This window comes from Streptomyces sp. cg40 (assembly GCF_050320165.1).
Lineage (GTDB): Bacteria > Actinomycetota > Actinomycetes > Streptomycetales > Streptomycetaceae > Streptomyces > Streptomyces hokutonensis.
The window spans coordinates 451,609-464,474 of the sequence record NZ_CP190128.1; the positions used below are offsets into that span (position 1 = coordinate 451,609).

Here is a 12,866-nt window from a genome sequence, read left to right on the forward strand (position 1 = left end):
CGGTGGCGTCGTGCCAGCCCATCTCCGGGAGGCCGGCGTCGCTCCAGACGCTCTTGGAAAGGCCCGATTCCTGGTACCCGCCGTGATCCATGCCGACATCCGACCAGTCGGCCTGCCAGCCACGGCACGAGTCGGGTCGGGTCGGGTCGGGTGGCGCTGCCCGCGTTGGCGAATTCGGTGTGGGGCGCCGGCTCCGGTCGCCGGCACGTCCGCCTGGTTCGGTGCGAAGGCGACCCTCTGATGTCGTACGGCCCGGTTTCGTGTGCCGCGGATGTGGTGGACGTGGCCGCCGCTCGTCCGGCCGCTTCGCGCACGGGAGGGGCGGCCCGGCACCCCTCGGACGCCCGGCGCGGCAGGGCCTCACGGTCGGGAGCCGGAGTCAGTCCGTGGCCGAGCTCGGGAGCGGCTCGGGGACGGCGGACTCTCTCTTGGCGAGGTGCTCCGCCATGCGTTCCTCGATGTCGTCGAACCGGCGTCCGGGGCGGCCCAGGCCGCGGAAGAGGGTGGTGCAGTAGGCCCTCGACAGATACTGCGCGTCCCACGCGCCGTCGACCTTCGCCCACTGGTAGGTGTGGTTGTGCAGGTTGAGGAACTGCAGTGTGACCAGTCCGGGATCGAGGGTGTGGAACGAACCGTCGTCCATCCCCGCGACGAGCAGATCCTGGACGATCTCCTCGAACTCACGGCGCTGGTCCAGCAGTCGGGCCCGGTTGGCTCCCCGCAGGTTCCGGAAGTCGTGCTCGTAGACCCAGACGTGGTCGAGCCGCGCGAGGGTGTTCTCCAGCAGCGTCTGGGAGAGCATGCGCAGCCGCAGCACCGGGTCGACGTCCTCCAGGTCGGCGATCCGGTGGGCGGAGGCCAGCAGGGGGCGCATCGCCCGGTCCTGGATCTCGACGAGGAGATTCTCCTCGGAGCCCATGTAGCAGTAGAGCGCGCCCCTGCCCAGACCGGCGACGTCACCCACCTCGGCGATGCCGGTGGCGGCGTAGCCCTTCTTCGCGAACAAGGCGGCCGCCTTGTCGATGATCTCCTGACGCCTGGTCTCGACGTCCGGCCCGCGCCCTGGCGATCTTGGCATAGCTCCACATTTTTTTAGGGCTCTCGGAGATCAGCGCGGGGGCGGGGATCTTGAAGGCGTGGCCCGACACGCCGCCGTCGCCGACTCCGTTGTCCCATAAGGGATTGCGCGCAGTGGATCTTACGAGAGTCTGACGCGGCCCCCAGAGGCCTTCGTCCGCCGCCCTACAGCGGCAAGTCTGGTCCCACACACCGGTGGACACCGCCGCGATGAAGGGAAAGCGGCCATCGCGACGGGACATCCCGGGTACGTGACGAGCGTGCCCGGGACGCCGTGCATGCACGAGGGTCCCTACAGCGGGACCGCACCGATCCAGCGGCGATACGCGTCCGCGTCGACATTGCCGCCGCACACGATGGTGACCACATGCCGTCCGGCGAAACGGTCACGGTCTTCAAGGATCGCCGCGACCCCCAGCGCGGCCGACGGTTCGACGACGAGACCGGCGTGGTCGAAGAGCATCCGCATACCGGTGACGATCGACTCCTCGCGGACCAGGACGGCGTCGTCGGCGACCAGGAGGAGGTCGTCCAGGACGGCCGGGATGGGAAACCGGCCCGCGACACCGTCGGCGATGGTGTCCGCCGAGTCGGTGGTGACGACCCGCCGCGCGCGCCACGAGAGCGTCAACGCCGGTGCGCCCAGCGGCTGGACGCAGATCACCTCGACCTCGGGCGCCAGGGACTTCAGCACATGCCCCACTCCGGTGGCCAGCGCCCCGCCGCCCAGGGCGATCAGCACGGTGTCGAACGGCCGCGCCGAGTCCACCAGTTCAAGGCCGATGGTCGCCGCGCCCTCGCAGGTCTCGATGTCCAGGCTGTCCTCGACCAGCCGGATGCCCTCGGACCGTGCGACGGCCGCCGCCCGCTCGCGGGCCAACTCGTGGTCGCCGTCCACCAGTTCCAGCTCGGCACCCAACGCACGGATGCGGTCGAGCTTGGCCGCGGTCGCGAAACGGGAGGCCACCACGCCGACATCGAGCCCCCGGCCCCGACCGGACCATGCGAGGGCCTGGCCGAGGTTGCCCGCGCTGGCGCACACGACGGCCCGCGCGCCGCTGTCGGCGAGCTTGCTCGCGACGAGCTCGGTGCCGCGCGCCTTGAAGCTGCGGACCGGGTTCGCCGTTTCCAGCTTGATGCTGACCGCGCACCCGAGGCCGGGCTCCAGCGCCTCGCAGCGGTAGAGCGGGGTGTCGAGGAACATCGGGTCGATCACCCGGCGGGCCGCCCTGATCCGGGCAGTGTCGAGGCGTGTCTGCCGCACGACACGGCAGCGTAGCGCCGCCGCTGGCGAAAGGTGTACGCCATCGCGGACAGGCTGGATGGACAGGCCGCCGTCGTCACCGGCGCCGCGAGCGGTATCGGCGCTGCTGCGGCACGCGTCCTGGTGGGTCAGGGCGCCCGTGTGGCCCTGGGCGACATCAACGACGCGGCCCTGGACAAGCTGGTCGTGCAGCTGGGCGACAGCGCGGTCGGGCGGCTGCACGCCACCACCGCCATGTCGGCTGTCCGCCGGGCCGCCTCGACGGTCGCGACCAAGCGTTTCGCATCCGGGTCGGGAGCATGCGCGGTGCTCGCGCTCAAATCCACGACGAGCGACATCTGCGTGAACCACGCCGGATCCACGCGGCGGACGCTTCCCTTGTGCAGGACGACGGCATCGGCACCGTTCGTCGCCAACTGCCCGACCGACCCGTTCAGTCCAGTGCTTGGCCGACTGACCGGACCCGGGAAGCACGCTCGTCGAGCGCCCCCTCTGCCGTTGACTACGGCTGCCACCCGGGGGAGGTTCAGTGCCTGTTCCCATCGATCGAGACCCGGCCGGTCCGACGAAACGGTGGCCGCCCGTTGCTCCCTCGAACGATGGTGCGCGCACGACAAAGCCGGTCACGGTGACGGCTGCCGTGACCGGCTCGGAGGTCGGTGAGTTGAGGGAAGGTCACATGTTGATCATGTGTCCGGCCAGACCGTGCACCGCTTCCTTCACCGCCTCGCCCAGGGTCGGGTGGGCGTGCACGTTGCGGGCGACCTCGTGGACGGTGAGGTCCCACTGCTGGGCCAGGGTCAGTTCGGGGAGGAGTTCGGTGACGTCGGGGCCGATGAGGTGGCCGCCGAGGAGTTCGCCGTACTTCGTGTCGCTGATCAGCTTCACGAAGCCGGTGGTGTCGCCGAGGCCGTGCGACTTGCCGTTCGCGGTGAACGGGAACTTCGCCACCTTGATGTCGTGGCCCAACTCCCGTGCCTGCGCCTCGGTGTAGCCGAAGCTGGCGATCTGCGGCTGGCAGTAGGTGGCACGCGGGATCATCGCGTAGTCCAGCTCCATGGTCTCCGCGTCCGCGAGGGTCTCGGCGGCGATCACACCCATCGCCTCGGCGGCGTGCGCGAGCATCAGCTTCGCGGTGACGTCCCCGATGGCGTACAGGTGCGGGACGGAGGTACGGCACCGGCCGTCGACGTCGATCGCGCCGCGCTCGGTGAGCCGTACGCCCGTGTTCTCCAGGCCGTAGCCGGTGACGTTCGGTGCGAAGCCGATGGCCTGGAGGACCTTGTCGGCCTCCAGGACCTGCTGGGTGCCGTCCTTGCCGGTGACCGTGACGCGGACCTGCGGGCCGGACTCGTCGATCGACTCGACGCGGGTGGAGGTGAGGACGTCGATGCCCAACTTGCGGTACTGCTTGGCGAGTTCGGCGGAGACCTCGGCGTCCTCCAGGGGCGCGACCCGGTCCAGGAACTCGACGATCGTGACCTTCACGCCGTAGTTGTGCAGCACGTAGGCGAACTCGATGCCGATGGCGCCGGCGCCCGCGATGACGATGGACCGCGGGAGGTCGTCGGCGAGGATCTGCTCCTCGTACGTCACGACGCGCGCGCTGCGCTTGGTGCCGGGCAGCAGTCTCGGGGTGGCGCCGGTGGCGATGATGCAGTGCTCGAAGGCGATGGTGCGGGTTTCGCCGTCGTATCCGGCCACCTGGAGTGTGTGCGCGTCGAGGAAGGTGCCGCGGCCGTCGATCTCGGTGATCTTGTTCTTCTTCATCAGGTAGTGGACGCCCTTGACCCGGCCGTCCGCGACCCGGCGGCTGCGGCGGAACGCCTCCCCGTAGTCGAAGGAGACCTCCCCCTCGACCTTGATGCCGAAGGTCTTCGCCTCGCGGGTGAAGATGTGCGCCAACTCGGCGTTGCGCAGCAGCGCCTTGGTCGGGATGCAGCCCACGTTGAGGCAGACGCCGCCCCAGTACCGCTCCTCCACCACCGCGACCCGCTTGCCGAGCTGCGCGGCGCGGACGGCGGCGACATAACCGCCGGGGCCCGCGCCGAGTACGACGACGTCGAAGCGATCGTCCTGCGTGTTCTGCTGGCTCATCGAAAGATCCTTTACCACGGGAAGGGCATGGTCGAGCGTGCGTCCTCTGTAGATCCTCTAACAGTGTCCAGGATGCCCGGTCACCGGCGGACTACGAAGTTTTTGCGAACTCGCGGGGACTCCATGAACCGGCTCCCACCTGCACGAAGTCCCCTTTGTCCGCTCCCGCTCGGCGTCGGTAATCGCGAGTTCACCGGGGTTCCCTTCCACAGCGTTCTACGCGCGTGGTGTCATGCCCACGCTCACCACCCCCCACGTGGGCATCAACTCGACTAGGAGTCACGCATGTTGAGGACGTTCCTCGGCCGCGCGGGTGTCGCGCTGGCAGCCGGCGCCACCCTCTTCGTCACGGCCGTCCCCGCCAACGCCGCGACGTACACCGCCTTCGCCTTCTCGCAGTCCGGCACCACCCAGCCGACGATCTACGACTTCATCAACTCGGCCACCACTTCGCTCGACATGACCATGTACGAGCTGGAGGACACCACCGCCGTCAACGACCTGATAGCGCTGGAGAAGAAGGGCGTCACCGTGCGGGTGGTCCTCGACACCGCGCACCAGTCCGCCAACAGCTCGGCGTACACGGCACTGACGAACGCGGGCGTCGGCGTGGTGTGGTCGCCGTCCAGCTTCGTCTACACCCACCAGAAGACGATCACCGTGGACGCGACCAAGTCCCTGATCCTGACCGGCAATCTGACCTCGCAGTACTACACGACCGGCCGCGACTACGGCGTCTTCACCGACGACACCCGGGACGTCGCCGCGATCGAGAAGGTGTTCAACGCCGACTACGCCGGCACCTCGATCACCCCGACCGACGGCGACCACCTGCTCTGGTCCCCCACCGACTCCCGCAGCCGGCTGCTCACCGTGATCAACGCGGCGACCAAGACGCTCGACGTCGAGGAACTGGAGTTCAGCGACAGCACGGTGGTCAACGCGATCGTGGCCAGGGCGAAGGCGGGCGTGACCGTGCGGGTGGTGCTGGAGACCCCGTCGAGCTACGTCAGCGAGGTGTCCGCGATCAAGGCGGCCGGCGGCACGGTCGTCGGGTACTCGGACCCGAACGGCTTCTACATCCACGCCAAGGCGATGGTCGCCGACTACGGCCTCTCCACCCAGGAGGTGGAGGCGGGCTCGATGAACATCAGCAGCAACTCCCTCTCCAACAACCGGGAGTTGGGCATCATCCTCACCGGCACGGGAGTGGCCCAGTCCGTCGCCACCACCATCGAGACCACCTTCAAGAGCGACTACGCCGGCGGTACGGCCGCCTAGTCCTCCGCACCGGTCGACTCCGAGGTCGGGGGCCTCGGAGTCTGCCGGACGGCGCGCCGCGCCGAGCCGCAGGAGTCGAACCAGCGCCTCCGGCCTTCCCACCGTGACTCGGGCGGCGCTTCGGTCAGTTGGCTGTACTCCTTGATGCCACGGTGACTGGGGGGTAGGGGTAGGGAAGCAGCGGATGCAGTCGTACGACAGATCGCGGCAGGGGGGACGCGACCCTGGCCTTCGTGGCGGACCATGGCCCCGGGCGCGGACCGGGGCGACATTCGTACAGGGAAGGTGACCATGTTCAGTTCACCCAACGTGCTTCTCTCGCGCGGTCTGCTGGCCGTCGTCCTCGGTGTGGTCTCCGTCGCCTGGCCCGGCATCACGATCGGCGCGGTCGTCGTCCTCTTCGCCGTCTACGCGTTCATGATCGCGGCGACGGACGCGGCCCGTGCCTTCGCCAGTGACCGCGTGGGACCCGTCCTGGGCTGGTTGCTGCTCGCCCTGCTCTCGCTGGCCGGCGGGGTGGTCGCCCTCGCCTGGCCCGGCATCACGGCTCTCGCGCTCACGATCTGGATCGCCGCGTGGGCGTTGACGACCGGCGCCATGGAGATCGGTCTGGCCTTCCGGCGCGGCGAGACGGCGGGGGAACGCACGTTGTTCCTGCTGACCGGTGCGGTGGCGATCGTGTTCGCGTTCTCTCTGTTCGTCCACCCGGACATCGGCGCGGTCTCCCTCGCCACGGTCTTCGGCCTGTTCAGCCTCGTCTACGGCGTCTCGGCGCTCTTCACCTCGTTCGAGGAGCGGCGCCACCGTACCGGCGTGACACGGCAGGCATGAGCCGCGGCGCTCAGTCGAACTTCTCGACCACCGTCTCGAACTGCCGCACCATGGCCGACAGCGACCGGCCGTCCAGCTGGTCCATGACCCGCTTGCGGGCGCTGGCGAGGTGGACCGGATACGCGGCCTCAAGCCGTTTCATCCCGTCGGGGGCAAGCGTCGCCACGTTCCCCCGGGCGTCTCCTTCGTAGCGCTGTTTGACGACCTGCCCCCGGCTCCGCAACGCGTCCACGACACGGGTGATGCGGCTCGCCGAGAGGGCGGTGGCCGCGGCCAGGTCCGCCATGCGCAGCTCCTGGTTCTCGGCCTCGGACAGGCTCGTCAGGACGACGTACTCGGTGAGCGTCAGACCCGTGGCCCGCAGCAGATCGTCGTCCAGCGAGCGCGGCAGCGCGACAATGACACGCATCAGCGCGCGCCAGAGGCTTCCTGCGCGGTGAGGGGATCGTCGGCGGTCATCCTCGCAGACTGGCGTGCTCGAGCAAGGAACCTCACCAGCCGCCCGCTCCACCAGAGGAAGTCCGAGGCGCTCGGGTTCGGAACCGAGGAGATCGTGCCCTGGCGCACGGGAGCGGTCGAGGGTCAGCCGCGCTCTCGGTACAGGTCGCGCAGCATGGCGATCTCGGCTCCGTGGTGCAGTAGTTCCTGGTTGACCCACCACACGATGTCGATGAACGGCTCCTCCGCGTCGCTGCCGTGCGGATAGGTGCAGTACCCGACGGTGTCGAGCGCGGTGTCGTCGACGCCCAGCAGTGCCTTGCGCCAGGCATCCGCACCGGCGTCGAAGGCGGTTGCCGCACCTGCCGCGTCGCCGCTGACCCGGTAGTCGTCGCGGGTCAGCGTGTGGCTGCCGGCCGTGTGGTCGGCGCGCAGGGTCAGCAGTTCGGTGAGGTGGCTCAGGCGCCAGGCGAGGGTGGTGAAGGGCGGCGGCCAGGGGTGCGGGTAGGCGGCCGAGTCACGGCCCCAATCCCCCTGTCCTTCAAGGACGGTTGCCCTCGGTCCCGGACCGTCCGCGCGCCGCCGCACCGACCAGCAGCCGGGCACCGGCTCCCAGAGGTACTCCTCGTCGGTCATGGGCCCGACCCGGGTGTCCGTGCCGTCGCCGCTGTCCATGACGGGCCCTGCCATGCGGGCGGTGAGGCGTTCGCGGGCGAAATCGAACTGGTCGAGCAGCGGAGCCAGACGGGGTGGGATCACTGGGCGCTCCTGTGGCGGGTCGGTCTGTCCTCGACCCGGCAACGTAACAGCGCACCTGCCTGACCGCCCTCCAATTACTGGCCGCGGGCGCGCAGTCGGCGCAGCATGCGCGGGTCCTCGAAGCCGACCGAGCGGGCGGCGGCGTCGATCGTGGTGCCGTGGCTGATCAGGTGCTCGGCGCGTTCGAGGCGGAGGGTCTGCTGGTAGCGCAGCGGGGTGAGTCCGGTGGCCCGGGTGAAGAGGCGGGTGAGGGTGCGTTCGCTGACTCCGACGGCCGAGGCGAGGGCGGGCAGGGGCAGCGCCTCGTCGAAGCGGGTGTCGATGAGGTCCTGGGCGCGGTGCACGGTGTCGTCCAGGTGGGAGCGGTGCCGGAGCATCGCGCTGGACTGCGGTTCGTGGCCGTTGCGGCGGGCGTAGACGACCATGTCCCGGGCGATCTGCGCGGCCACGGCGGGGCCGTGCCGGCTGGCGACGATGTGCAGGGCGAGGTCGATGCCGCTGGCGATGCCAGCCGAGGTGATGACCCGGTCGTCGGTGGTGAAAAGGACGTCCCGGACGACGGTCGCCCTCGGGTGGCGCAGGGCGAGTTCGTCCTGGACGTCGTGGTGGGTGGTGCAGTGGCGGCCGTCGAGGAGTCCGGCCCGGCCGAGCGCGTCGGCTCCGGCGCAGACGCTAGCCACCGTGCCACCGCGGTCGTGGTGGTTCCGTAGAGCCCGCAAGGTCGCGGGGCCGATGGCGGGCCCCTGGGCGAGCCGGAGCGAACGCCAGCCGGGTACCACGATCAGGTCCTCGGGGCCGAGGTCGGGCCAGTCGAGCCCGGCCGTCAGCGGCAGCCCCTGGGCGCTGGTGACCTGGGGCTGCTCGGCGACGTAGGAGAGCGTGTAGGGGTGCCCGAAGTCGGCCGCCGTGGAGAAGACCTGCGCGGGGCCGGCCAGGTCCAGCAGATGGACTCCGGGTACCAGGAAGAAGACGACGTGGCTCACGATCCGGTCATCATGCCTGATGTGCCGCGGCGGCTTCCAGTTCGGCGACCGTCGCGATGGTGGCGAAGCGGCCGGCGAGGGCGTACTCGGTGCGCCTGATGATCTCGTCGGCGGGGAGGGTGCGGGGGTCGGCCAGGAGTTCGGCGACGGTCTGGTCCGCGGGGGCGTCGCGGTGCGGGATGGGGTTGGTGGCGGTCGCGTCGGTGACGAAGGTGACCTGGTAGCCGAAGTCGCTCGCGACCCGGGTGGTGGTCTCGACGCACTGCTCGGTGCGGATACCGCAGATGGTGAGCTCGCGGACGCCGTGCTCGGTGAGGAGCTGCTGCAGGTTGGTGGTGGTGAAGGCGTTGTGCGAGGTCTTGTGGATGAGCGGCTCGCCCTCCGCGCGCTCCAGTCCCTCGATGAGGCGGACGTGGCCGAGTGCCGGGTCGAAGACGTCGCCGCTGCCGGGCTCGGAGTGCAGTACCCACACGACCAGGTCGTCGGCCCGGCGGGCGAGCCGCACCAGGCGGTCGGCCTGCTCGGCGATCTTCGGGTCGGAGATGGTCTCCCACAGCGGGCGGGCGCGGAAGGATTCCTGGACATCGATGACGATCAGTGCTCGGGTCATGTCCCAAGACTGCGCCGTGCGAGTGGGGCGGCGACAGGCCGCATCGGGTCCGGGACCGGACCGATCCGGTCACCGGTGACGCAATCTGTCGCCGCCGTCCGCCTACCTCAGCTCGACGAGCAGATCGCCGCCCTCCACCTGCTGGATGCGGTTGATGGCGAGACGGGAGACCCGGCCGGACTTGGGCGCGGTGATCGCCGCCTCCATCTTCATGGCCTCGATCGTGGCGACGGTGACACCGGCCTCCACCTCGTCGCCCTCCTCGACCGCGAGGGTGACCACGCCCGCGAACGGGGCTGCCACATGGCCGGAGTTGGCGCGGTCGGCCTTCTCGGTCACGGGGATGTCGGAGGCCGCGGCGGAGTCACGGACCTGGATCGGACGGAGCTGGCCGTTGAGCGCGGACATCACGGTGCGCATCCCGCGTTCGTCGGCCTCGCCCACGGCCTCCAGCTCGATGAGGAGCCGGACACCCGGTTCCAGGTCGACCGTGTACTCCTTGCCGGGCCGGATGCCGTAGAAGAAGTCCTTGCTGTCGAGGACGCTGGTGTCGCCGTAGGTCTGGCGGTGCGTCTCGAACTCCCGCGTGGGCCCGGGGAACAGCAGGCGGTTGAGGGTGGCGCGGCGGTCCTTGTCGAGGGCGGTGCGGTCCTCCGGGGAGAGTTCCTGTACGGGCTTGGGGGCGGCGCGGCCCTGGAGCGCCTTGGTACGGAACGGCTCGGGCCAGCCCCCGGGCGGGGTGCCCAACTCGCCGCGCAGGAAGCCGATCACGGAGTCGGGGATGTCGTAGCGGTCCGGGGACGCCTCGAAATCGGCGGGGCTGACTCCGGCGCCGACCAGGTGCAGGGCGAGGTCGCCGACGACCTTCGACGACGGGGTGACCTTCACCAGGTGGCCGAGGATGCGGTCGGCGGCGGCGTACATCGCCTCGATGTCCTCGAAACGGTCGCCGAGACCGAGCGCGATGGCCTGGGTGCGCAGGTTGGAGAGCTGACCGCCGGGGATCTCGTGGTGGTAGACGCGCCCGGTCGGTGAGGCGAGGCCCGCCTCGAAGGGGGCGTAGATCCTGCGGACGCTCTCCCAGTACGGCTCCAGATCGCCGATGGCCTGGAGATCGAGGCCTGTTGGGCGGTCGGAGTAGTCGGTGGCGGCGACGATCGCGGAGAGCGACGGCTGCGAGGTGGTGCCCGCCATGGAGGCCACCGCGCCGTCGACGGCGTCCGCGCCGGCCTGGATCGCGGCGAGGTAGGTGGCGAGCTGGCCGCCCGCGGTGTCGTGGGTGTGCAGGTGCACCGGGAGGCCGAACTCACGGCGCAGCGCGGAGACGAGGGTCGCGGCGGCGGGTGCGCGCAGCAGCCCCGCCATGTCCTTCACGGCGAGGACGTGGGCACCCGCCTCGACGATCTGTTCCGCGAGGCGGAGGTAGTAGTCGAGCGTGTACAGGCGCTCGCCCGGGTCGGACAGGTCCGAGGTGTAGCAGAGGGCGACCTCGGCGATCGACGTTCCGGTGGCGCGTACGGCGTCGATGGCCGGGCGCATCTGGCCCACGTCGTTCAACGCGTCGAAGATGCGGAAGATGTCGATGCCGGTGGCGGCGGCCTCCTGCACGAAGGCGTCGGTGACCTGGGTCGGATACGGCGTGTAGCCCACGGTGTTGCGGCCACGCAGCAGCATCTGGAGGCAGATGTTGGGGACGGCCTCGCGCAGTGCGGCCAGCCGGTCCCAGGGGTCCTCGGCGAGGAAGCGGAGCGCCACGTCGTAGGTGGCGCCGCCCCAGCACTCCAGGGAGAGGAGTTGGGGCACGGTGTGAGCGACGACCGGGGCGACCGCGAGGAGGTCCTTGGTGCGGACGCGGGTGGCGAGGAGCGACTGGTGGGCGTCGCGGAAGGTGGTGTCGGTGACGCCGATCGTGGGTGATTCGCGCAGGTGGCGGGCGAAGCCCTCGGGTCCGAGTTCGGCGAGCAACTGCCGTGATCCGGCCGGGGGTTCACCGATCGGGACCGGCGGCAGCTTGGTGGTGGGGTCGATCAGGTCCGGGCGCTCGCCGTGCGGCTTGTTGACCGTGACGTCGGCGAGGTAGGTGAGCAACTTGGTTCCGCGGTCGGCGGACTGACGGGCCGTCAGCAGCTGCGGGCGCTGCTCGATGAAGGATGTGGTGATACGTCCGGCCTGGAAGTCGGGGTCGTCCAACACCGCTTGCAGGAACGGGATGTTGGTGGCCACACCGCGGATGCGGAACTCGGCGACAGCGCGTCGCGCGCGGTTGACGGCGGTGGTGAAGTCCCGGCCCCGGCAGGTGAGTTTGACCAGCATGGAGTCGAAGTGCGCGCTGATCTCCGTACCGGCGTGGGTGGTTCCGCCGTCGAGCCGGATGCCGGAGCCGCCGGGCGAGCGGTAGGCGCTGATGCGGCCGGTGTCGGGGCGGAAGCCGTTGGCGGGGTCCTCGGTGGTGATACGGCACTGGAGGGCGGCGCCGTGCAGGGTGACCGTCTCCTGGGAGAGGCCGAGGTCGGCGAGGGTCTCCCCGGAGGCGATCCGCAACTGCGCCTGGACGAGGTCGACATCGGTGACCTCCTCGGTCACCGTGTGCTCGACCTGGATGCGCGGGTTCATCTCGATGAAGACGTGCTTGCCGTGCGGGTCGAGAAGGAACTCGACGGTGCCCGCGTTGCGGTAGCCGATCTCGCGGGCGAAGCGGACGGCGTCGGCGCAGATGCGGTCGCGCAGTTCGGGGTCGAGGTTGGGCGCGGGGGCCAGCTCGACGACCTTCTGATGCCGTCGCTGGAGCGAACAGTCGCGCTCGTAGAGGTGGATGACGTTGCCCTCGCCGTCGGCGAGGATCTGCACCTCGATGTGCCGGGGGTCGACGACGGCCTTCTCCAGGAACACCGTGGCGTCGCCGAACGCGGACATGGCCTCGCGGGCGGCGGCCTCGATGGACTCGCGCAGGGTGGCGGGGTCCTCGACGCGGCGCATGCCGCGCCCGCCGCCACCGGCGACGGCCTTCACGAAGACCGGGAAGCCGATCTCCTCGGCGGCGCGCACCAGTTCGTCGACGTCCGTGGAGGGCGCCGAGGAGCCGAGGACCGGTACGCCGGCCGCGCGGGCGGCGGCGACGGCGGTGGCCTTGTTGCCGGTCAGCTCCAGGATGCGGGCGCTGGGGCCGACGAAGGTGATGCCCGCCTCCTCGCAGGCGCGGGCGAGTTCGGGGTTCTCGGAGAGGAACCCGTAGCCCGGGTAGACCGCGTCCGCGCCCGCGCGCTGTGCCGCGCGGACGATCTCGTCGACCGAGAGATAGGCGCGGACCGGATGCCCGGGCTGACCGATCTCGTAGGCCTCGTCGGCCTTGAGCCGGTGCAGCGAATTGCGGTCCTCGTGGGGGAAGACGGCGACCGTTCGCGCGCCCAGCTCATAGCCGGCGCGGAACGCCCTGATCGCGATCTCTCCACGGTTGGCGACCAGCACCTTGCGGAACATTCCGGATCCCTTCAGCCTGCCGGTGACGTGCACCATGGTGTCGGCGTCA

At 70.1% G+C, this 12,866-nt stretch carries 11 protein-coding genes and 1 pseudogene; 3 read left to right on the forward strand and 9 right to left on the reverse strand.

Annotation, left to right across the window (positions count from 1 at the left end; all coding sequences use genetic code 11):
* Positions 1–379 precede the first annotated feature (379 nt).
* Positions 380–1,078 carry a TetR/AcrR family transcriptional regulator gene (locus ACQHII_RS01875; protein ID WP_427917503.1) on the reverse strand — a complete coding sequence of 233 codons (699 nt, stop codon included), beginning with the start codon at positions 1,076–1,078 and terminating at the stop codon, positions 380–382.
* Positions 1,079–1,369: 291 nt separating this feature from the next.
* Positions 1,370–2,341, reverse strand: coding sequence for a threonine ammonia-lyase (locus ACQHII_RS01880; RefSeq protein ID WP_427917504.1), 972 nt, complete (start codon positions 2,339–2,341; stop codon positions 1,370–1,372).
* 33 nt (positions 2,342–2,374) lie between these two features.
* Here ACQHII_RS01880 and ACQHII_RS01885 point away from each other — a divergent pair.
* Positions 2,375–2,530: pseudogene (locus ACQHII_RS01885) on the forward strand (SDR family NAD(P)-dependent oxidoreductase); the annotation flags it as partial.
* Here the strand turns inward: ACQHII_RS01885 and ACQHII_RS01890 are convergent.
* Together ACQHII_RS01890 and lpdA are read right to left on the reverse strand one after the other, a co-directional pair.
* On the reverse strand, positions 2,470–2,856 hold the full coding sequence (locus tag ACQHII_RS01890; protein WP_427925207.1) for a hypothetical protein: 387 nt from the start codon (positions 2,854–2,856) through the stop codon (positions 2,470–2,472). The pseudogene ACQHII_RS01885 and the gene ACQHII_RS01890 sit on opposite strands and share 61 nt — an antisense overlap.
* Positions 2,857–3,016: 160 nt before the next feature.
* Entirely contained in the window at positions 3,017–4,438 is a 1,422-nt protein-coding gene (lpdA, locus tag ACQHII_RS01895; RefSeq protein ID WP_427917505.1) for a dihydrolipoyl dehydrogenase, read from the reverse strand.
* Between the two features lie 285 nt (positions 4,439–4,723).
* On the opposite strand from lpdA, the gene ACQHII_RS01900 reads away from it, so the two are divergent.
* Together ACQHII_RS01900 and ACQHII_RS01905 are read left to right on the forward strand one after the other, a co-directional pair.
* Positions 4,724–5,719 carry a phospholipase D-like domain-containing protein gene (locus ACQHII_RS01900; protein WP_427917506.1) on the forward strand — a complete coding sequence of 332 codons (996 nt, stop codon included), beginning with the start codon at positions 4,724–4,726 and terminating at the stop codon, positions 5,717–5,719.
* Positions 5,720–6,010: 291 nt separating this feature from the next.
* On the forward strand, positions 6,011–6,550 hold the full coding sequence (locus ACQHII_RS01905; protein WP_427917508.1) for an HdeD family acid-resistance protein: 540 nt from the start codon (positions 6,011–6,013) through the stop codon (positions 6,548–6,550).
* 10 nt (positions 6,551–6,560) lie between these two features.
* On the opposite strand, the gene ACQHII_RS01910 is transcribed toward ACQHII_RS01905, so the two are convergent.
* The 5 genes from ACQHII_RS01910 to ACQHII_RS01930 form a co-directional block, all read right to left on the reverse strand.
* A complete protein-coding gene (locus tag ACQHII_RS01910; protein ID WP_427917509.1) occupies positions 6,561–6,959 on the reverse strand; it encodes a MarR family transcriptional regulator in 399 nt (132 codons plus the stop codon).
* A 173-nt stretch (positions 6,960–7,132) separates the two neighbouring features.
* Positions 7,133–7,747 carry a DinB family protein gene (locus ACQHII_RS01915; protein ID WP_427917510.1) on the reverse strand — a complete coding sequence of 205 codons (615 nt, stop codon included), beginning with the start codon at positions 7,745–7,747 and terminating at the stop codon, positions 7,133–7,135.
* 74 nt (positions 7,748–7,821) lie between these two features.
* Positions 7,822–8,730: a GlxA family transcriptional regulator gene (locus ACQHII_RS01920; protein WP_427917511.1), complete on the reverse strand. Its 909-nt coding sequence runs from the start codon at positions 8,728–8,730 to the stop codon at positions 7,822–7,824.
* 10 nt (positions 8,731–8,740) lie between these two features.
* Positions 8,741–9,340: an isochorismatase family protein gene (locus ACQHII_RS01925; protein ID WP_427917512.1), complete on the reverse strand. Its 600-nt coding sequence runs from the start codon at positions 9,338–9,340 to the stop codon at positions 8,741–8,743.
* A gap of 102 nt (positions 9,341–9,442) precedes the next feature.
* On the reverse strand, positions 9,443–12,817 hold the full coding sequence (locus tag ACQHII_RS01930; RefSeq protein ID WP_427925208.1) for a pyruvate carboxylase: 3,375 nt from the start codon (positions 12,815–12,817) through the stop codon (positions 9,443–9,445).
* Between the last annotated feature and the right edge of the window lie 49 nt (positions 12,818–12,866).

Bases quoted from the DNA above. Each gene is read 5' to 3' on its own strand.
- ACQHII_RS01900 (WP_427917506.1), top strand. From the start codon at position 4,724: ATGTTGAGGACGTTCCTCGGCCGCGCGGGTGTCGCGCTGGCAGCCGGC.
- ACQHII_RS01875 (WP_427917503.1), bottom strand. From the start codon at position 1,078: ATGCCAAGATCGCCAGGGCGCGGGCCGGACGTCGAGACCAGGCGTCAG.
- ACQHII_RS01910 (WP_427917509.1), bottom strand. From the start codon at position 6,959: ATGCGTGTCATTGTCGCGCTGCCGCGCTCGCTGGACGACGATCTGCTG.
- ACQHII_RS01930 (WP_427925208.1), bottom strand. From the start codon at position 12,817: ATGTTCCGCAAGGTGCTGGTCGCCAACCGTGGAGAGATCGCGATCAGG.
- lpdA (WP_427917505.1), bottom strand. From the start codon at position 4,438: ATGAGCCAGCAGAACACGCAGGACGATCGCTTCGACGTCGTCGTACTC.
- ACQHII_RS01925 (WP_427917512.1), bottom strand. From the start codon at position 9,340: ATGACCCGAGCACTGATCGTCATCGATGTCCAGGAATCCTTCCGCGCC.
- ACQHII_RS01905 (WP_427917508.1), top strand. From the start codon at position 6,011: ATGTTCAGTTCACCCAACGTGCTTCTCTCGCGCGGTCTGCTGGCCGTC.